General features: G+C 67.3%; 18 protein-coding genes. 4 read left to right on the top strand and 14 right to left on the bottom strand.

Annotated features, from left to right (window positions below):
- Positions 1-6: 6 nt before the first annotated feature.
- The gene (locus tag E1J61_RS26135; protein WP_243736979.1) at positions 7-1,653 is read left to right on the top strand and encodes a PepSY domain-containing protein; all 1,647 of its coding nucleotides are present in this window, start codon (positions 7-9) and stop codon (positions 1,651-1,653) included.
- Between the two features lie 64 nt (positions 1,654-1,717).
- Positions 1,718-1,957: a DUF2789 domain-containing protein gene (locus tag E1J61_RS26130; protein WP_029049291.1), complete on the top strand. Its 240-nt coding sequence runs from the start codon at positions 1,718-1,720 to the stop codon at positions 1,955-1,957.
- A gap of 45 nt (positions 1,958-2,002) precedes the next feature.
- On the opposite strand, the gene E1J61_RS26125 is transcribed toward E1J61_RS26130, so the two are convergent.
- The 9 genes from E1J61_RS26125 to phaC all read right to left on the bottom strand — a co-directional run bounded on the left by E1J61_RS26125 (position 2,003) and on the right by phaC (position 12,896).
- On the bottom strand, positions 2,003-3,229 hold the full coding sequence (locus E1J61_RS26125; RefSeq protein WP_133096847.1) for a cystathionine beta-lyase: 1,227 nt from the start codon (positions 3,227-3,229) through the stop codon (positions 2,003-2,005).
- A gap of 164 nt (positions 3,230-3,393) precedes the next feature.
- Positions 3,394-4,002 (bottom strand): hypothetical protein, encoded by a 609-nt coding sequence (locus E1J61_RS26120; protein WP_243736978.1) that lies wholly within the window; start codon positions 4,000-4,002, stop codon positions 3,394-3,396.
- Positions 4,003-4,019: 17 nt separating this feature from the next.
- A complete protein-coding gene (bktB, locus tag E1J61_RS26115; RefSeq protein WP_133096845.1) occupies positions 4,020-5,204 on the bottom strand; it encodes a beta-ketothiolase BktB in 1,185 nt (394 codons plus the stop codon).
- Positions 5,205-5,319: 115 nt separating this feature from the next.
- The gene (rimO, locus tag E1J61_RS26110; protein WP_133096844.1) at positions 5,320-6,699 is read right to left on the bottom strand and encodes a 30S ribosomal protein S12 methylthiotransferase RimO; all 1,380 of its coding nucleotides are present in this window, start codon (positions 6,697-6,699) and stop codon (positions 5,320-5,322) included.
- Between the two features lie 144 nt (positions 6,700-6,843).
- Positions 6,844-7,812, bottom strand: coding sequence for a tRNA-dihydrouridine synthase (locus E1J61_RS26105; RefSeq protein WP_133096843.1), 969 nt, complete (start codon positions 7,810-7,812; stop codon positions 6,844-6,846).
- Between the two features lie 229 nt (positions 7,813-8,041).
- Positions 8,042-8,593 (bottom strand): polyhydroxyalkanoate synthesis repressor PhaR, encoded by a 552-nt coding sequence (gene phaR, locus E1J61_RS26100; protein ID WP_018004481.1) that lies wholly within the window; start codon positions 8,591-8,593, stop codon positions 8,042-8,044.
- A gap of 425 nt (positions 8,594-9,018) precedes the next feature.
- Positions 9,019-9,759 carry a 3-ketoacyl-ACP reductase gene (locus E1J61_RS26095; protein ID WP_133096842.1) on the bottom strand — a complete coding sequence of 247 codons (741 nt, stop codon included), beginning with the start codon at positions 9,757-9,759 and terminating at the stop codon, positions 9,019-9,021.
- A gap of 104 nt (positions 9,760-9,863) precedes the next feature.
- Positions 9,864-11,045 carry an acetyl-CoA C-acetyltransferase gene (locus E1J61_RS26090; RefSeq protein ID WP_133096841.1) on the bottom strand — a complete coding sequence of 394 codons (1,182 nt, stop codon included), beginning with the start codon at positions 11,043-11,045 and terminating at the stop codon, positions 9,864-9,866.
- An 81-nt stretch (positions 11,046-11,126) separates the two neighbouring features.
- Positions 11,127-12,896 carry a class I poly(R)-hydroxyalkanoic acid synthase gene (gene phaC, locus E1J61_RS26085; protein ID WP_133096840.1) on the bottom strand — a complete coding sequence of 590 codons (1,770 nt, stop codon included), beginning with the start codon at positions 12,894-12,896 and terminating at the stop codon, positions 11,127-11,129.
- A gap of 433 nt (positions 12,897-13,329) precedes the next feature.
- On the opposite strand from phaC, the gene E1J61_RS26080 reads away from it, so the two are divergent.
- On the top strand, positions 13,330-13,560 hold the full coding sequence (locus E1J61_RS26080) for a hypothetical protein (protein ID WP_133096839.1): 231 nt from the start codon (positions 13,330-13,332) through the stop codon (positions 13,558-13,560).
- A gap of 10 nt (positions 13,561-13,570) precedes the next feature.
- Here E1J61_RS26080 and pgeF read toward each other — a convergent pair whose 3' ends face one another.
- Both pgeF and E1J61_RS26070 read right to left on the bottom strand, forming a co-directional pair.
- Positions 13,571-14,374: a peptidoglycan editing factor PgeF gene (pgeF, locus tag E1J61_RS26075; RefSeq protein ID WP_133096838.1), complete on the bottom strand. Its 804-nt coding sequence runs from the start codon at positions 14,372-14,374 to the stop codon at positions 13,571-13,573.
- Positions 14,358-15,605 carry an RluA family pseudouridine synthase gene (locus E1J61_RS26070; protein WP_133096837.1) on the bottom strand — a complete coding sequence of 416 codons (1,248 nt, stop codon included), beginning with the start codon at positions 15,603-15,605 and terminating at the stop codon, positions 14,358-14,360. The genes pgeF and E1J61_RS26070 overlap by 17 nt, the downstream gene beginning before the upstream one ends.
- Positions 15,606-15,622: 17 nt before the next feature.
- On the opposite strand from E1J61_RS26070, the gene E1J61_RS26065 reads away from it, so the two are divergent.
- Entirely contained in the window at positions 15,623-16,453 is an 831-nt protein-coding gene (locus tag E1J61_RS26065) for an outer membrane protein assembly factor BamD (protein ID WP_133096836.1), read from the top strand.
- A gap of 84 nt (positions 16,454-16,537) precedes the next feature.
- Here E1J61_RS26065 and E1J61_RS26060 read toward each other — a convergent pair whose 3' ends face one another.
- From E1J61_RS26060 to E1J61_RS26050, 3 genes are read right to left on the bottom strand one after another with little or no spacing between them, the layout of a single operon-like run.
- The gene (locus tag E1J61_RS26060) at positions 16,538-18,745 is read right to left on the bottom strand and encodes an ATP-dependent DNA helicase (RefSeq protein WP_133096835.1); all 2,208 of its coding nucleotides are present in this window, start codon (positions 18,743-18,745) and stop codon (positions 16,538-16,540) included.
- A gap of 22 nt (positions 18,746-18,767) precedes the next feature.
- Positions 18,768-18,971, bottom strand: coding sequence for a DUF465 domain-containing protein (locus E1J61_RS26055; protein ID WP_013956445.1), 204 nt, complete (start codon positions 18,969-18,971; stop codon positions 18,768-18,770).
- A gap of 35 nt (positions 18,972-19,006) precedes the next feature.
- A complete protein-coding gene (locus tag E1J61_RS26050; protein WP_133096834.1) occupies positions 19,007-19,810 on the bottom strand; it encodes a hypothetical protein in 804 nt (267 codons plus the stop codon).
- Positions 19,811-19,866 lie beyond the last annotated feature (56 nt).

Raw genomic sequence — 19,866 nt, 5'->3', positions numbered from 1 at the left:
GCCATCATGAAAACCGCAACCCTGCGCCTGTACCAGACGCTGCATACCTGGGTCGGCCTGATGGCCGGCTGGGCCCTGTTCATCGCCTTCTTTGCCGGCGCCGTGACCGTGTTCCACCACGAGCTGCACGTCTGGCAGTCGCCGACGCGCCTGAAAGGCAGTGCGCCGGTCGAGGCCAAGGCCGACCCGGCAGCGGTCGACCGCTTCATGCATAAGCTTGTGGCGCTCCACCCGGAGGCCGCCGCCAGCGCCTATGTGATCATGCCGTCCGAAGGCGAGCCCAATATCGCCGCCTACTGGCAGGACAACGCCGGCGAATGGCAGATGACCACCGACTCACGCCTGGCCGGCGACGCCACGATGCAGCGCGACACCTCGCACGACCACGTGATCGGCGAACTTTCGGCGTTCCTGAACAGCCTGCACTATTCGCTCGGCATCCCGGTCGGCGGAATCTACTTTATGGGCGCGATCTCGGTGCTGTACGGGCTGGCGCTGGTATCGGGCGTGCTGCTGCACCTGCCGCGCCTCGGGAAGGACCTGTTCGCAGTGCGCCCAGGACGCAACCTGAAGCGCTTCTGGATGGATACGCACAACGTGCTGGGGCTGTTCAGCCTGCCCTTCCACCTGGTCTTTGCCATCACCGGCGCACTGTTCTGCCTGTCGCTGGTGCTGATGATGGTGTTCAACGCGCTGACCTTCGACGGCCGCCTGTTCGAAGCGGTGCCGCGCGCCACCACCGCGGTGCCGGAGGTAGCTGCCGCCGGCCGCGCGGTGCCGACGATGTCCACCGAGACCCTGGTGCGGATCGCGCAACAGCATGGCGGCGAACGCTTCACGCCGGAGTCGTTCCGCTTCCAGCGCTTCGGCGACGCCAATGCCGTGGTCGAAGTGCGCGGCACCAGCACCAGGGCGCTCGGCAGCCTCGGCGCGGTCGGCATCCACGCCGCGCAGGGCGAACCGAATGCGGGCCAGCTGACCGCCAACCAGACTGCCGGCGCGCGCGACAGCAATCACGGGCTTTACAGCGCACTGTACGCGCTGCACTTCGGCACCTTCGGCGACCTGCCGGTGCGGCTGGTTTACCTGCTGGCGGGCCTGGCAGGCGCATTTCTGTTCTACTCGGGCAACCTGCTGTGGATCGAGTCGCGGCGCAAGCTGCGCCAGGCCGAACAGCCGCGCGTGCACCGGCTGCTGGCGCAGGCGACCGTCGGTGTCTGCATCGGCTGCTGCATCGGCGTGGCACTGTGCTTTCCGGCAGCGCTGCTGTGGCCCGAACGCGCGGTGAGCTACACCTACTTCACGGCGTTCGGCCTTGCCTGCGCGTGGGCGCTGCTGCGCGCGCCGGTCTGCGGGGCGATCGAATTGCTGTACGTGGCGGCACTGGCCGCGCTGGCCGTGCCGCTGTCCAACGCCATCCTGACCGGCGACCACCTGCTGCGCAGCATCCCCAGCGGGCACTGGATCATCGCCGGCTTCGATATCGGCGCCATCGCGCTGGCGGCAGGCTTCGTCGCCCTCGCCCGCGCCACCCGGCGGCGTGCGCGCAGCGGACCGGCCGAGTCGGTGTGGGCGCTGCCGCGTGCCGCCGCCGCGGCCACGGACACGGCCGCCGCCGGCGCCAAGCCGATGTCCGGCGCCGACGCCCGCTGAGCGCCGGCGGTTGAACGGGGCTCGGCTACACTACATGAGCCCCCAACCAACAGACCCGACCGCCATGGAACCGACCTTCCACCAGTTTTCCGAACTGTTCGCGCAACTCGGCCTGGCTTCCGATGAGGCCAGCATCCGCAGCTTCATCGGCCAGCACGCGCCGCTGCCAGACGATGTGGAGCTGGCAGAGGCGCCGTTCTGGACGCCGGCGCAGTCAGCGCTGCTGCACGACGAGCTTCTCGACGACGCCGACTGGGCCGAGGTGGTCGACCAGCTCAACCTGGCTCTGCGCAAGCCTGCCTGAAGCGGGCGCGGGGCGCCTGCGCGCCCCGCCTAAGCCTTACATCCCTTACGCCGCGCCCAACTGCGCCTCCATCGCCTGGCGCAGGTCGGCGATCAGGTCGCGCGTGTCTTCCAGGCCGATATAGAGCCGCACCAGTTCACCGGTGTCCTGCCAGCCGGCCGGCGGCCAGGTGCCTGCCGGACGCATGTTCTGGACGTGGTAAGGCACTGCCAGGCTGTGCGCGCCGCCCCACGACCAGCCGATCGCGAACAACTGCAGCGCCTCGACAAAGGCATCGACCTGCTGGCGCGAGTAGCGCGCGCGCAGGATGATGGCGAACAGGCCGGTAGCGCCGGTGAAGTCGCGCCGCCAGTTGGCGTGGCCCGGGCAGTCAGGCAGCGCGGGATGCAGCACACGCGCGACCTCGGGCCGCTGGCGCAGCCATTCGGCGACTTCGCGCGCGCCGCGGTCGTGCGCCGCCAGCCGCACCGGCAGGCTCGGCAGCCCGCGCAGCACCAGGTGGCAGTCATCGGCGGACACGCCCCAGCCCATCAGCATGCGGGTGCGCCGCAGGCGGTCGTGCAGCGCTTCGTCACAGGTCATGACAGCGCCCATCAGCACATCGCTGCCGCCGGACTGGTATTTGGTCAGCGCCTGCACCGAGATATCGATGCCTTTCTCGAACGGGCGGAAGTAGACGCCGCCCGACCAGGTGTTGTCGATCGCGGTCAGCACGCCATGCGCCCGCGCGGCGGCGACGATGGCATCGGTGTCCGCCACTTCCATCGTCACCGAACCCGGCGACTCCATCCAGATCAGGCGCGTCTCGGGCCGGATCATCGCGGCCATGCCGGCAGCGTCCATCGGATCGTAGTAGCGCACCGACACGCCATAGTCGCGCGCCAGCCATTCGCCATGGTCGCGGTTGGGGCCGTAGACGTTGTGCGGCATCAGCACGTCGTCGCCGCTCTTGAGCAGCGCGAAGTAGACCAGCGAAATCGCCGCCAGCCCGGAAGGCAGCAGCAAGGTATGGCGCGCCCCTTCAATCAGTGCCAGGTGCTGGCACAGCGCCTCGCTGGTCGGGGTGGCGTGCAGGCCGTAACGCCAGTAGGTGGTGGAGCCGTCACCTTGCGCACGCAGTTCGGCCAGGTTGCGGAACACCACGGTCGAGCCACGGTGGGTGGCGGGCGAGAATGAGGCAAAGCCGGAGGCGATGTCCAGCTCGGGCTGGACCGCGACGGTCTGCAGGTAATGGGGGCGGGATGCGGGCTTGTCGGACGGCGAATCGGACACGGCGGATTCCTTGCTGGCTGCTGGCCGGCGCTGGCACGATGCCAAGCAGGCATCACGCTGTCCGGCCAGGAATGAGACTCGGTGAGCCTTCGAGCTTACCAGCAAATGCCGGCCGCGCCACCGGGAACGACGGCGGTTCGCATTTCAGGGGAAGATGCGTGCGCTTACCAGCCCGAGATCGACGACTTGGGCGGCGGCGGGGCGTAGGTGACGCCGCTGTTGGGCGTCATGTCGAAAGGCGGGATGACCAGCACGCCCAGCGGGCGGATAAAGAACGGCAGCACGATGGCGGGATTGAAGGCATCGGTCCAGGTGCCGCGCACGGCGCCGCTGGCGTCGATGTTGCCCTCCCAGTTGCCGGTTACGCGCGTACCATCGTCCGACTCTTCCATCAGGAAAGCGCCGTTTTCCCATTCGCCGGCAAGCAGGCGCACACCGGCGCCGCGGCCGCTGTATTCGCCGCGCACGCTGTCGCGCTCGTCGGGCTTGGGGCCGAGCCGCAGTCGCACGGGCTGGTCGCCGACCTTGCCGACATAGACCGGCAGCGAGGAATACTCGGGGCGCGGCGCCAGCGGCCTGGGCGCGCCGGTCGACAGTGCCGTGCCACGTTTGGCCTCGCCATCGCGGATGGCCTGGTTGATGCCCAGGCTTTCACCGCCAACCGATGCCGCCCCAACCGGGCCGGTCGACAACTCGGTCGCCGGTGCCGCCTGCGCCGTGCCCGCCAGGACGAGCACGGCAGCCAGCGCCGGGACAGACAATTTCAGCAGCACACGGCGCAAGTCGAACCTCAGACGCGTTCGAAGATCGCGGCAATGCCCTGCCCGCCGCCGATGCACATCGTCACCAGCGCGTAGCGGCCTTGCACGCGTTGCAGCTCGTACAGCGCCTTGACCGTGATCAGCGCGCCGGTGGCGCCGATCGGGTGGCCCAGCGAGATGCCCGAGCCATTCGGGTTGACCTTGGCCGGGTCCAGGCCCAGCGCCTTGGTCACGGCGCAAGCCTGCGCGGCGAAGGCCTCGTTGGCTTCGATCACGTCCAGGTCCGCCACCTGCAGGCCGGCGCGTTCCAGCGCGATCTTCGTCGCCGGCACCGGGCCGATGCCCATGGTCTTCGGATCGACGCCGGCATGGCCGTACGAGACCAGGCGCGCCAGCGGCTTCAGGCCGCGGCGCTCGGCCTCGGCGCGCTCCATCATCACCACCGCGGCGGCAGCGTCATTCAGGCCCGAGGCATTGCCGGCCGTGACGGTGCCGTTTTCCTTGGCGAACACCGGCTTGAGCTTGGTCATGTCGTCCATGGTGGCGTCATGGCGCACGTGCTCGTCGGTGTCGAACGTCACATCGCCCTTGCGGCCCTTGCTCACCACCGGGACGATCTGGTCCCTGAAATAGCCGGCCTTGATCGCGGCGGACGCGCGGCGGTGCGATTCCAGCGCGGCTTCGTCCTGCTGCGCACGCGAAATGTCGTATTCCCTGGCCACGTTCTCGGCCGTGACACCCATGTGGATGCGGTGGAACGGGTCGTGCAGCGCGCCCAGCATCATGTCGACCAGGCCGGCGTCACCCATGCGGGCGCCCCAGCGGGCCGCCGGCGCCAGGTACGGGGCGCGGCTCATGCTTTCGGCACCGCCGCCGATGGCGACGTTGGTATCGCCCAGCAGGATGGTCTGCGCGGCACTGACGATGGCCTGCAGGCCCGAGCCGCACAGGCGGTTCACGGTGAGCGCGGGTGCGTTGATCGAGACCCCGCCGTTGACCGCGGCGACACGGCCCAGATACATGTCGCGCGGCTCGGTCTGGATCACGTTGCCGAATACCACGTGGCCGACGTCGTCGCCCGACACCTGCGCGCGGGCCAGCGCCTCGCGCACGACCAGCGCGCCCAATTCTGCCGGCGCCACGTCCTTCAGGCTGCCGCCAAAGGTCCCGATCGCGGTACGGACACCGCTCACCACTACGACTTCACGCGTCATGACTTGTCTCCAGGAGGTTATGCTGCACCGCACAGTATAGCGGTGCAGCGCCAGAAACGAACGACCGTACTTTTACCTAATCGCGCCGCGCCCCGCCTCGTCCGGCAGGACTAGCTCAGACCTCGCCCCACAGGTCGTGACCATCGGCGCCCGTGATCTTCACGTCGACGAACTCGCCTGCGCGGTAGCGCTGCGAGGTACGCTCCGGCGGCGCGATATAGACCAGGCCGTCGATTTCCGGCGCATCCGCCGACGAACGGCCGATGCCGCCGTCCTGGTTGACCTCGTCGACCAGCACGCGCAGGGTCTGGCCGACCTTGCGCTGCAGCCGGCGCGCGGACACTTCCTCGGCCACTTCCATGAAGCGGGCGCGGCGCTCCTCGCGCACCTCGTCGGGCAGCGCGCCCGGCAGGTCGTTGGCCGTGGCGCCTTCCACCGGCGAGTATGCAAAGCAGCCGACGCGGTCCAGCTCGGCCTCGGCGATAAAGTCCAGCAGCGTCTGGAACTCGGCCTCGGTCTCGCCCGGGAAGCCGGCGATAAAGGTGCTGCGGATGGTCAGCTCGGGGCAGATCTCGCGCCAGGCACGGATGCGGTCCATGGTCTTCTCGGCGTTGGCCGGGCGCTTCATGCGCTTGAGCACGTCCGGGTGGGCGTGCTGCAGCGGCACGTCCAGGTACGGCAGCACGTGGCCGTTGTTCATCAGCGGGATGATCTCGTCGACGTGCGGGTACGGATAGACGTAGTGCAGGCGCACCCAGGCGCCGTACTGCGCGGCCAGTTCGCCCAGCGCCGCCACCAGTTCGGTCATGCGGGTCTTGAGCGGACGGCCGTTCCAGAAGCCGGTGCGGTACTTGACGTCGACGCCATAGGCGCTGGTGTCCTGCGAGATCACCAGCAGTTCCTTGACGCCGGCCTTGAACAGATTCTCGGCCTCCAGCATGACCTCGGCCACCGGGCGCGACACCAGGTCGCCACGCATCGACGGGATGATGCAGAACGAGCAGCGATGGTTGCAGCCTTCCGAAATCTTCAGGTAGGCGTAGTGCTTGGGCGTCAGCTTGATGCCGGCGGCCGGCACCAGGTCGGTGAACGGGTCGTGCGGCTTCGGCAGGTGCGTGTGCACGGCCTGCATCACTTCGCCCAGCGCATGCGGGCCGGTCACGGCCAGCACCTTGGGGTGCACCGACGACACGATGTCGTGCCCCGCCGCATCCTTCTTGGCACCGAGGCAGCCGGTCACGATGACCTTGCCGTTCTTGGTCAGCGCCTCGCCGATGGCGTCCAGGCTTTCCTGCACAGCCTCGTCGATAAAGCCGCAGGTATTGACCACCACCAGGTCGGCGCCGTCATAGGTGCCGCTGATGGCATAGCCCTCGGCGCGCAGCTGGGTGATGATCTGCTCGGAGTCGACCAGGGCCTTGGGACAGCCGAGCGAAACGAAACCCACGCGCGGACTGCTGTCTTTCTGGGTCGTTGATTCTGAAGGGTTTTTCACGGTGCGATACGAATGTGGGGCAGGCGCGGCGGAGTATATCCGGTTATCGCGCGGGCGATCGGGCGCCAGGCGATGCAGGCCAATCGCGTATTTTACCCGTTTGCCAGTCTTTGCCGGCGCCTGACGCCACACTTGATGGCTGGTTCAGCCAGGAATCGGAGAGGCGCCGGGAACACTCAGCAGCAGACGCGCGATCTCGGCCGAGTCGTGCATGCGCCGGATTGCGTCATGCAGTTCGGTGGCCTGCGGCCAGGTCCGCTTCAGGTAGCTGAGCCAGAGCTTGACCCGGCCGTGCTCATGGCAGGACGAGATCCGTTCGTGCAGCTTCTTCAGGTACAGCGAGATCTGGCGCAGCACCAGCGGCCATTCGGCGGCGGACGGCGTGCGCTCCATCTGGCCGCGGATGCGCCGGACCAGGAAAGGGTCGGAGACCGCGCCGCGCCCGATCATCACATCGTCGCAACCGGTCACTGCGCAACAGCGCTCCCAGTCGGCGACGGTCCAGACGTCGCCGTTGGCAATGACCGGAATGTCGATGGCCTCGGCGATCCGCGCGATCCACTCCCAATGCGCGGGCGGCCGGTAGCCGTCGTCGCGCGTGCGCGCATGCACCACCAGCGACGCCGCCCCGCCCTCCGCCAGCGCGGCGGCGCAGTCCAGCGCGAGAGCGGTATCGGAAATGCCCAGCCGCATCTTGGCGGTCACGGAGATATGCGCCGGCACCGCGGCGCGTACTGCGGCCACGATGCGGTTCAGCAAGTCAGGTTGCCCGAGCAGCATGGCGCCGCCGCCATGCCGGTTGACCACCTTCGCCGGACAGCCGAAATTCAGGTCGATGCCGTGCGGCGACAGGGTCGCGGCATAGGCGGCATTGCGCGCCAGCCATTCGGGGTCGCTGCCGAGCAGCTGGATCACCATCGGCGTACCGCTGTTGGTGTAGCCGCCCTGCAGGGTTTCGGGCGTATCACGCTCATAGACGCGCGCGGGAAGCAGCGAGCCCGTCACCCGGACGAACTCCGATACGCAGCCGTCGTAGCCGCCAAGGCCGGTCAGCACGTCGCGCAGGACGTAGTCCGCAAGCCCCTCCATCGGAGCGAGGATCAGCCGGCTCATGATCAGGAGTGCGCCAGGCGGCGTGCGCCGGCTTCGCGGGCGCATAAATGGCAAGGACGGTGGATTCTGGAAGGCATCGGGATTCGCGCTATGCAGGCGAGTCCGCAAATGAGCCGCCAGTTCAGGAGGTCGGCATTTTAACCGCTTTGGCCGCTGCGCTGCACGACGGGGCTGTTTATCGACAGCGCACAGGAAAAGCGGCAGGCCGAACGGCCCGCCGCCACGTCGATTACTTCTTGTCCGGCTGGTTGAACGGGAACGTCCCGAACATGTTCTTGGCCTGGTTCTGCATCTGTTCCTGCATCTGCACGAACAGGTTCTTGCTCTGCTCGATGTAGTTGCTCATCATGCCCTGCATCATCGGGCCCTGCATGTTCATGAACTGCGACCACATGTCGGGGCTGAAGGCCTCGCCCGAATACAGGCCCTTGGAATTCTCGGCCAGCTTGTTCTGGATATCGATAAAGGCCTGGATGTTCTTTTCCAGGTAGGTGCCCATCATGCCCTGCATGGCATGGCCGTAGAACCGGATGATCTGCGACAGCATGGCACTGGAGAACATCGGCACGCCGCCGGTCTCTTCTTCAAGGATGATCTGCAGCAAGATGCTGCGGGTCAGTTCATCCCCCGACTTGGCGTCAACGACCTTGAATTCTTCGGAATCCATGACCAGCTGCTTGACGTCAGCCAGGGTGATATAGGTGCTGGTCTGGGTGTCGTAGAGCCTGCGGTTCGGATACTTCTTGATCAGTCGCTCTGCGCCTTTTTTGGTCGTGGCCATCGGTGCTCTGTCCTTGTGTCGTCGCTGATTGCGCGCTGCTGCACCGCATGGGGTGCACTGCGCAAATCGGTACCGCCTGCGCCATCTGTGTTTGTCGTGTCGGCTTGCCGCGGCGTGTTCGCGCATGGCTGCGCGTTGCGGCTTCGCCACCTCGCCCCCGCGAGGGCCGCACTGCACGACTATGGTGCTGGCTGCGCCGCTGCCCTGATTCTATGCCCAACACAGCACTAAGAAAAGCGACCCAGCTTAAGGAAAACCCGGTAAACCCACGCCAAATCGGCAGACAAACCGCTGCGCGGAAATGATTCGCGGGCCCTTGCGGCCCGCGAAAGAGACAGCGAAACCAAACCTCCGCCGCCTTGTGCGCCGCGCTGGCTGCACCGCAAAATGCGGCCGCCGGCGCGGTTGCCGATCACGCCGGCAGGTCAGCCCATGTGCAGGCCGCCGTTCAGCGAGAAGTCGGCGCCGGTCGAGAAACCGGACTCATCGGACGACAGCCAGGCGCAGATCGAAGCGATCTCGTCCGGCTCGCCCAGGCGCTTCACCGGGATCGTGGCGACGATCTTGTCGAGCACGTCCTGGCGGATCGCCTTGACCATGTCGGTGGCGATATAGCCCGGCGAAACGGTGTTGACCGTCACGCCCTTGGTCGCCACTTCCTGCGCCAGCGCCATGGTGAAGCCGTGCAGGCCGGCCTTGGCGGTGGAGTAGTTGGTCTGGCCGAACTGGCCCTTCTGGCCGTTCACCGACGAGATATTGACGATCCGGCCCCAGCCACGGTCGACCATGCCGTCGATCACCTGCTTGGTGACGTTGAACAGCGAGGTCAGGTTGGTGTCGATCACCGCATCCCAGTCGGCGCGCGTCATCTTGCGGAACACCACGTCGCGCGTGATGCCGGCGTTGTTGATCAGCACATCGACCTCGCCAACCTCGGCCTTGACTTTGTCGAAAGCGGCCTTGGTCGAATCCCAGTCGGCAACGTTGCCTTCCGAGGCAACGAAATCGAAACCGAGCGCCTTCTGCTGCTCGAGCCACCTTTCACGGCGCGGCGAGTTGGGGCCGCAGCCGGCCACCACACGAAAGCCATCCTTGGCCAGGCGCTGGCAAATGGCGGTCCCGATGCCGCCCATGCCGCCGGTCACATACGCAATGCGCTGAGTCATGTCCACTCCTTGATTGGCTCTTCGTTATCGTTGCCGGGCCCGCGAGGACCGCTGGCCCGGCCTACTGCTGATTCGTTGCCGCTTGATACCGAACTGGTTGCGGATCAGTTGCGCTCAACCGCCAGCGCCACGCCCATGCCGCCGCCGATGCACAGCGAGGCCAGGCCCTTCTTGGCGTCGCGGCGCTTCATCTCGTGCAGCAGCGTCACCAGGATACGGCAGCCCGATGCACCAATCGGGTGACCGATGGCGATGGCGCCGCCGTTGACGTTGACCTTGGAGGTATCCCAGCCCATCTGCTGGTGCACCGCCAGCGCCTGCGCGGCAAAGGCCTCGTTGATTTCCATCAGGTCGAGGTCCTGCGGCGTCCAGCCGGCACGCGACAGCGCGCGCTTGGAAGCCGGCACCGGGCCCATGCCCATCACCTTGGGATCGACGCCGGCGTTGGCGAAGCTCTTGATCGTGGCCAGCGGCGTCAGGCCCAGTTCCTTGGCCTTGGCCGCCGACATCACCACCACCGCGGCGGCGCCGTCGTTCAGGCCCGAGGCATTTGCCGCGGTTACCGAGCCGGCCTTGTCGAAGGCGGGCTTCAGGCCGGACATGCTGTCCAGCGTGGCGCCTTGGCGGACAAACTCGTCGGTCTTGAACGCAACCGGGTCGCCCTTGCGCTGCGGGATCAGCACCGGCACGATTTCCTCGTCGAACTTGCCGGCCTTTTGCGCGGCCTCGGCCTTGTTCTGCGAGCCGACGGCAAATTCATCCTGTGCCTCGCGCGTGATGCCGTATTCCTTGGCGACGTTCTCGGCGGTAATGCCCATGTGGTACTGGTTGTACACATCCCACAGGCCATCGACGATCATGGTGTCGACCAGCTTGGTGTCGCCCATGCGGAAGCCGTCGCGCGAGCCCGGCAGCACGTGCGGAGCGGCGCTCATGTTTTCCTGGCCGCCGGCCACCACGATCTCGGCGTCGCCGGCAGCGATGGCATTGGCCGCCAGCATCACGGCCTTCAGGCCCGAGCCGCAAACCTTGTTGATGGTCATGGCCGGCACCATGGCCGGCAGGCCGGCCTTGATCGACGCCTGGCGCGCCGGGTTCTGGCCCGAGCCGGCGGCGAGCACCTGGCCCATGATGACTTCGCTGACTTGTTCCGGCTTGATGCCGGCACGCTCCAGCGCCGCCTTGATGACTACTGCGCCCAGTTCGGGGGCCGGGATCTTGGCCAGCGATCCGCCAAACTTGCCTACTGCGGTACGGGCCGCGGAAACGATGACAACGTCAGTCATGGTGTAGTCCTTTCGATGGAAATGGAAAGCCTGCGCGGCAGCCGATGCCGCCAGTGTGGCGGCCCGGCCATCATGCAAGCATCATGCCTTGGCTTTGACGTAACGCCCAGGCGCGGGTTCGATCACGGGATAGCGCGCGTTGCCGTACTCGGCGGGCGCGGCGCGCTTGGCACCGGCATGGCCGGCAAGCCATGCCATCCAGTCTGGCCACCAGCTGCCGTGGTGCTCGGTGGCATCGGCCAGCCATTGCTGCGGCGATGCCGCCAGCTTGTCGTTGGTCCAGTGGCTGCGCTTGTTCTTGGCCGGCGGGTTGATCACGCCAGCGATATGCCCGGATGCGCCCAGCACGAAGCGCACCTTGTTCTTCAGCAGCGCGGTCGAGGCATAGGCGGCGGTCCACGGCACGATATGGTCCTCGCGCGAGCCGTAGAGATACGTCGGCGTGTCGATGCTGCCCAGGTCGACCGGCACGTTGCACACGGTCAGCTTGTTGGGCACCTTCAGCTCGTCCTGCAGGTAGGTGTGGCGCAGGTACCAGCAGTACCACGGGCCCGGCAGGTTGGTGGCGTCGCCATTCCAGAACAGCAGGTCGAACGGCACCGGCGTGTTGCCCTTCAGGTAGTTGTCGACCACGTAGTTCCACACCAGGTCGTTCGGGCGCAGGAACGAGAAGGTATTGGCCAGCTCCAGCCCGCGCAGCAGCGAGCAGGGTGCGCCGGCACCACCGCCCAGCGTGGCTTCGCGCAGCTGCACATGGGCTTCGTCCACGAACACGTCGAGGATGCCGGTATCGGCGAAATCGAGCAGCGTGGTCAGCAGCGTCAGGCTCGAGGCCGGATGCTCGCCGCGCGCGGCCAGCACTGCCAGCGCGGTCGAGACGATGGTGCCGCCCACGCAGAAGCCCAGCACGTTGATCTGGTCCTGGCCGCCGATATCGCGCGCAACCTCGATGGCCTTGATGGCGCCGTGCTCGATGTAATCGTCCCAGGTGGCGGCCGCAAGGCTGGCATCGGGATTGCGCCACGACACCAGGAACACCGTATGGCCCTGCTCCACCGCATGCCGCACCAGCGAGCTTTCCGGCTGCAGGTCGAGGATGTAGTACTTGTTGATGCACGGCGGCACCAGCAGCAGCGGGCGCGCATGGACCTTGGCGGTCAGCGGCTTGTATTGCAGCAGCTGGAAGTATTCGTTTTCATAGACCACCGCACCTTCGGTCACGGCAACGTTGCGGCCGACCTCGAACGCGGTCTCGTCGGTCTGCGAAATCTTGCCGCGCGTCAGGTCTTCGAGCATGTTGCGCACGCCGGCGCGCAGCGATTCGCCGCCCGATTCGATCAGCAGCCGCTGCGCTTCGGGGTTGGTGACCAGGAAATTGGCCGGCGACATGGCATCGACCCATTGCGAGATCGCAAAGCGGATGCGCTGGCGCGTCTTGGCATCGGCCTCGACAGCGTCGGCCAGCTCGGTCATGGCGCGTGCGTTGAGCAGGTAGAACGCGGCGGCGAAGCGATAAGGAACGTTATTGCGCCACGCCTCGCCGGCGAAGCGCCGGTCATGCAGCGGCCCCGCGGCGTCGGGATTACCCTCGGCCATGGCCTGCCACAAGGCCACGAAGTCGTTCATGTAGCGCTTCTGGATATCGCCCAGCTGCGCCGGGGCGATCTTCATGCCTGCGAGCGCGTCCAGGCCCGGAATGCCTGCGACGGCCGCATGGCCGTTACCTCCTGTGCCCTGCCACTGGCGGGACCATTCCAGCCATGTGGCTGGATCGAATGGCCCCGGCGTGAACTTGAACGGTTGGGACTTGCCTTCCTGGGTGGAAGCTGCCGCACCTTTGCCGGTCGCCATGATGTGAATTGTCTCTCTGCCGTCACTATACGAACCGGCTCCGGGCATTGCCCTGGCCGGCACTTTTGCATTGGGAGATGCTATCCGGATGGACCCGGCGCGCGCCTCACCCGAACCGGGCAGGCTAGCCAGATAATTCGCCGGAACCCCGGCGCCGCGCTTGCGCGGCGGATTCCGCCCATCCCGATAGCAACTCCCTTTTTACCGGCTACCGCGGCGCTCTGGCTGGCAACGCCATGCGGTATGCTTGCCGGCAAAAACCCTTGGAATCGTCAGCGATCCCGAGACATTTGAGGCCATTGTTGCCTTGCAACGTATGTACTGTCAATGTGGAAATCCCTCCTGGCGAAACGGGCTCCCCGACCTACCGGACGGTATGCCGCGCCTGCCTCCGCCGAGGCTCCGCAGGATAGGCGAGAAGGATGAAAATTTTATGTACATCGTAGCCATTGGCTGGCTCTATGTCGCGCTGATGATGGCGATCACCGAGCACACGGTGGTGGCGGGCGTCGCCACGTTCGTGTTCTATGGCCTGGCGCCGGTGGCACTGGTGCTGTACATCCTGGGCACGCCGGCGCGGCGGCGGCGCAAAGCGCAAGCCGAGCGCGCGGCGCAGGCCGGCGGCAATGCGCCGCCGGTGGCGGAAACACCGCCGGAGAAGTAGGACTGACGCCTCAGTCGGCCAGCCAGACCAGGCTGGCCATGCGGCCGGTCACGCCGTCGCGGCGATAGGAGTAGAAGCGCGCTGCGTCGGTGACGGTGCAGGCATCACCGCCATACACCTCGGTGCAGCCGGCCCGTGCCAGCCGCGTGCGCGCGAGTGCATAGATGTCGGCCAGGTACTTGCCCGGGGCACCGGCACGGAAAGCCGCCGCAACAGCGGCCTGCTCGCCGGCATGCGCCTGCGCCAGGAAGGCGTCGCGCACCTCGGCGCCGACCTCGAACGCATCCGGCCCGATGGCCGGACCCAGCCACGCCAGCCAGCGCTGGTCCTGACCGCCGGCCGCGGCCTGCATGCGGGCCAGCGTGGCTTCGATAACGCCATTGCACAGCCCGCGCCAGCCGGCGTGCGCCGCACCCACCACCGTGCCTTGCGCATCGCACAGCAGGACCGGCAAGCAGTCGGCCGTCATCACGGCGCAGACATGGCCCGGTGCGCTCGCGACACTGGCATCGGCCTGCGGGGCCTGATCGCCTGCACCGGCCACGTGGCCGGCCGTGGCCACGGCGCAGCCATGCACCTGGTCTAGCCAGCGCGGCATCGACGGCAGGTGCGCGGCCAGCCGTTCCCGATTGCGCGCGACGTCCGCCGGATCGTCGCCCACATGCGTGCCCAGGTTGAGCCCGCCCGGCATGCCGCCGGCAAGCCCGTACGGTCCCTGGCTGACGCCGCCATGGCGTGTGGTCGAGAGCGCGCGCACGCGCGCCGGCGCCGGCCAGCCGGGCACCAGCCATTGGGAGTCAGGCGTCGCGCTCATCGTCTTCATCCTCGTCACCCTCGCCGGCATATTCCCAGTGGGCTTCACCGCCTTCCCACACCTCGTCCCAGGCCTCTTCTTCCTCTTCATCCTGCGCGCTTTCGAAGTCGAGCGCATCGACCAGTGCCTGCAGGTCCGCCGGCGGCTGCGCGGTCCACGACATGTGCCGGCCGGTGGCCGGATGCACCAGGCCAAGCTTGTACGCATGCAGCGCCTGGCGCTCGAACGGCACCGGCAGCGGCACGCGGATGGCCGGACGCTGGCCGCGCTGGGTCGCGCGGAAGTAGACCGGATCGCCCACCAGCGGATGGCCGATCGATTCGAAGTGCACGCGGATCTGGTGCGTGCGCCCGGTCTCGAGCTTGCACATCACCATCGAGACAAAGCTGCGGCCCAGCGGCACCGTGGCCAGCGTGCGGAAATGCGTGCGCGAGGGCTTGCCGCTGGCCGTATGCACCACCGCCATGCGCGTGCGTTCGCGCGCGTCGCGGCCGATCGGCGCGTCGATGGTGCCCTCGTCGTAGGTGCGGCCCCACACCAGCGCAATGTACGTGCGCTTGACCGTGCGCGCCTGCAGCTGGCGCACCAGGTCGGTCTGCGCGGTCAGGGTGCGCGCGACCACCATCAGGCCAGATGTTTCCTTGTCGAGCCGGTGCACGATGCCCGCACGCGGCAGGGCGCTGGCGGCCGGGTCGCGATGCAGCAGCCCGTTGAGCACGGTGCCGCTCCAGTTGCCGGCGGCCGGATGCACCACCAGCCCGGCGGGCTTGTTGATGACCAGCAGCGTGTCGTCTTCATAGACCACGTCCAGCGGCACATCCTCGGGCGCAAAGGCAGAAGATTCGGGCGCGGCCTGCGGCTGCACCTCGATGCGGTTGCCCATCTGCACCGCATCGCGCGGGCGCCGCACCTGGCCGTCAACGCGCACCGCGCCGCTTTCGATCCACTGCTGCAGGCGGCTGCGCGAGAACTCGCTGAAGTGACGCGCGAGCAATTTGTCGAGGCGTTCGCCATGCGCGGCACTGTCCACCTCCAGGGACAGCGTTACCCCGGCCTCGGCGCCCGGCGCGGCATTGGCCGGCGCGGCCTCGGCAAGGTCCTCGAATTCCTCGGAATCGGCCACGGCTGCGGCGGCGCGCACCTGTTCGGGTGGCAGTCCTCCCACACCCGCGCCCGGTCGGGCTTGAGGTTGGGGGCTTGGGCTATAATGCTTGACGCTATTTTTCTTCATCCGGGATACGATTGCCCATGCAATTGCAGAGCATGAAACGCGCGCCGTGGCGCGCGACAATTGGAGCGGTTCTGCTCGCAGGCGGCTGCGTCATGCTGTCGGCATGCGGCCTGCTGGCGGACCAGCCCGACGAAACTGCCGGCTGGTCGGCCAACAAATTATATTCGGAAGCCAAGGACGCACTGGATGGCGGCGACTACACCCGCGCCGTCAAGCTGTACGAAAAGCTCGAAGGCCGCTATCCGTTCGGGCGCTATGCGCAGCAGGCGCAGATCGACACCGCCTACGCCAACTACAAGGACGGCGAGACGGCCGCAGCGCTGGCCGCGGTGGACCGCTTTATCCAGCTGCACCCGAACCACCCCAACATCGATTACGCCTACTACCTCAAGGGGCTGATCAACTTCAACGACAACCTGGGCTGGCTGGGCCGCTTCTCCGGCCAGGACCTGAGCGAGCGCGACCCCAAGGCCGCACGCGCCGCCTACGACGCGTTCAATACGCTGGTCACCAAGTACCCGGACAGCAAGTACACCCCCGACGCCGCGCTGCGCATGCAGTACATCGTCAACTCGCTGGCCCAGCACGAGGTGCATGCCGCGCGCTACTACTATAAGCGCGGCGCCTACCTGGCCGCGGTGAACCGCGCGCAGCAGGCGCTGAAGGACTATGACGGCGCGCCGGCTAACGAGGAAGCGCTGTACATCATGATCCGTTCGTACGATGCGCTGGGCATGAAGGACCTGCGCGACGATACCGCCCGCGTGATGGAGAAGAACTTCCCGGAAAGCGACTTCATCAAGTACGGCGAACGCCGCAAGGACAAGTCCTGGTGGGAAGTGTTCTGAACCTCGCCAACGCCCACGGGCGGCGATAAAAAAACGGGACGTGTCGCATGACCGTCCCGTTTTTGCTTTCCAGGGGTGCGCCCTTCAGTCTTCCGCGCCCGCTTCCGCGGCACGCGCCGCCTTGCCCTCCCCGCGCAGCGATTCCAGGAAGCGCACCACCGTGGCCGCCTCGCGCGTGCGCGTGAACGGCGGCAGGCTCTGCCAGATCTGGCGGCCATAGGGCTTTTCCACCAGCCGGGTGTCGAAGATGGCCAGCACGCCGCGGTCGGACTCCGAGCGGATCAACCGCCCCGCGCCCTGCTTCAGCGTGATCACCGCATGCGGCAGCTGGTGCGCGGCAAACGGACTCAGCCCCTTCTTCTGCAGCACTTCCATGCGCGCGGCCAGCACCGGGTCGTCGGGCGGCGCGAACGGCAGCTTGTCGATGATCACCAGCGACAGCGCCTCGCCGCGCACGTCCACCCCTTCCCAGAAACTCTGGCTGCCCACCAGCACGGCGTTGCCCAGTTCGCGGAAGCGATCGAGCAGCTCGGTGCGGCTGGCCTGGCCCTGCACCAGCAGCGGCAGGTTCAGCCCGCGCTCGGCGAAGGCGTCGTAGAGCAGGTCGGAGGCGCGCTGCACCGCGCGCAGCGTGGTGCACAGCAGGAAGGTGCGCCCGCCGGCCGCTTCGATCAGCGGCAGCGCGGCCTGCACCACGGCATCGGTGAACTGCGGCGACTGCGGCGCGGGCATGTCGCGCGGCACATACAGCAGCCCCTGCTTCGCGTAGTCGAACGGACTCGGCAGCGTCAGCGAACGGTCCTTGTCGAGACCAAGCTGGGCTGCATAGTGCGTAAAGTTGCCCTTGACCGACAGCGTGGCCGAGGTAAAGACCCACGCACGCGGCTGGCCGCCGCGCTGGCGCGAGAAAATCGGCGCGATCGACAGCGGGGTTCGGTGCAGCTGCACGGTGTGGGAGAACACTTCGACCCAGCGTACGGTTTCAGCGGGCGCCGGCGCCTGGGCTGCCTCGCCGCCTTCACTGCCCTCGCCTGCCGGTGCGGCGGGCGCGGCAACGACATCGCTGCGCCATGCCGCCAGCCGCTCGGCCAGCTCCAGCGCGCGCCGGTGGCACTGCTGCAGCGATTCGGCGCGCTCCGCCTGGCTTTCCAGCATCTCGACGAAGGCGGACAGCGCCTCGTCCAGCGCATCGAGCGTTTCATTGAAGGGCTCGGCAATGCGGCGGTCGGCCTCGATCTGGCCCAGCGCCAGCCGCGCGTTGTCCTTGCCGAACGCCAGCCGCAGGTCGCGCGCGGCACGCTCCAGCGGCGCGCCAAGCGCCACCCAGTCGACCGCATCGCGTGCATGCGACAGGCCTTCGGCCACCGTGTCGCGAGCCAGCTCGAGCAGCTGGCTGGTCGACAGCGTCTCGCCGAAGAACAGCGTCGCGGTCTCGGGCAGCTGGTGCGCTTCGTCGAAGATCACGGTGTTGGCGGCAGGCAGCAGCTCGGCCATGCCGGTATCGCGCAGCACCACGTCGGCGAAGAACAGGTGATGGTTGACCACCACCACGTCGGCCTGCTGCGCTTCCTTGCGCGCGCGCATCACGAAGCAGTCCTTGTAGAACGGGCACTCCGAGCCCAGGCAGTTGTCGCGCGTCGACGTCACCATCTGCCACACCGGCGCGTTCTCGGGCACGGCGGCCAGCTCGGCCTTGTCGCCGGTCTTGGTTTCCTTGACGAAGCGACCGATGTCACGCAGCCACGCGGCGTCCTGGCGCGATGCCAGCCGCCCGGCCGCCTGCGCGCGTTCGAGGTGATAGTGACAGACGTAGTTGGCGCGGCCCTTGAGCAAGGCCACCGAGACCGGCACGTTCAGCGCATGGCGCACCGTCGGGATATCGCGCAGGAACAGCTGGTCCTGCAGGTTCTTGGTGCCGGTGGACAGGATGACCTTGCCGCCCCACAACATGGCCGGCACCAGGTAGGCGTAGGTCTTGCCGGTGCCGGTGCCGGCCTCGACGATGACGGTGTCGTTGGACGCGATCGCCTCGGCGACGGCATCGGCCATCTTGTGCTGCGAAGCGCGCGGCCGGTAGCCCGGGATGGCCTGCGCCAGCGTGCCGGTATCGGCAAAGATGGTGCCAAGCTCGGCGCTGCGGCTGGCTGCGGCGTCCATGGCGCTGGCGGCGACGTCATGCAGGTCCGTGGCGTCGTCCGCGCTGGCGGCATCGTCTTGCTCGGGGGAATCGGAAAGGTCGGACAAGGTGGGGGAATACTTTGTGTAAGCCGCCGGTCGGTGTGCCGGCGGCATCTGGTGCGGGCGGCCCGGATGCTCAGGCCGGCACGTCGGGTTCCAGCTGCAATTGCAGCAGCGTGATGGCGTCCTTCAGCTTCAGCCGGCGCTTCTTCAGGCGGCGCAGTTGCAGCTCGTCATGGACGGCGTCGCTCGCGAGCCGGTCGATCAGGAAGTCCAGGTCGCGGTGCTCGATCTGCAACTCCATGATGCGCCGCTCCAGGGTATTCAGGTTGCTGTCCATGTGCGCCTCCGCTGTACGGTCACAGTGCGATCGGCTCAGAAGCCGAACGGGCGCGGCGCCGACGCCTGGCCCTGCTGCTCCTTGGCCTTGACGCGCCGCTCTTCCAGTTCCTTCTGGCGCCGCTCGAGGTCGCGTTGCTTGGCCTCGTACGCCTTCACGTTTTCCTCGCGCTGGCGCGCCTGCTCGGCGCCCTTTTGCTGCGCCTCCTTCATCTTGGCGTCATAGTCGGACTGCTTCTGCTGGTACGCCTGCGCATTGGCGGCACGCTGCGGCGCTTCACCCTGGCGTTGCGCGTCGCGCAGTTGCTGTTCCTGCTGCTTCTTCTCGAACGCGGCGCGGCTGGACTGCTCGCTGGCGGCACGCTGCGGCTGGCTGGCCTCGAATTCGGCCCGGCGCAGCGCCTGCTCGCGGTCGCGCTCGGCAGCGCGGTGCGCGCGTTCGGCCTCGCCGACTTCCAGTTCGCGCTTGCGCAGCACCTGCAACTCCTCGCGCTGGACTTCCTTGGCCTTGTCGATGCAGCTGTTGACGAAGAACTTGCTGTAGCACTCGTGCTCGGCCGCGGAAAAACGGTAGTTGGTCCAGGCGCGGGAATCGCCGATGGCCTTGCGTTCGGCACCGAAGTCGCGCGGAGCTCCGGCGGCCGTCGCAGAAGCTTGCGCCAGCGCCGGTCGCACCGGCATCAGCGCGGCGCCGGAGGCGAGCGCCAGCACGGCCAGGCTGGCAGCCTGGAAAAGGACGGATTTCGGCACGTTGGCGACAGTTGGCATGGCCGGCGAGGTGGCGGGAGAAGTTACCGCGGAAGTAGCCAGGGCGGCGGCCTGGCGGGGCTTGACGATCATGACGGGATTCTAGCATCCGGGCCGCCTGGCGGCCTGCCCCGCACATGCCGGTAACG

It is taken from the genome of Cupriavidus sp. L7L (assembly GCF_004353535.1).
Lineage (GTDB): Bacteria > Pseudomonadota > Gammaproteobacteria > Burkholderiales > Burkholderiaceae > Cupriavidus > Cupriavidus oxalaticus_A.
Note: the sequence above shows the minus strand (reverse complement) of the source record. Positions and strands in the feature narration are given on the sequence as shown.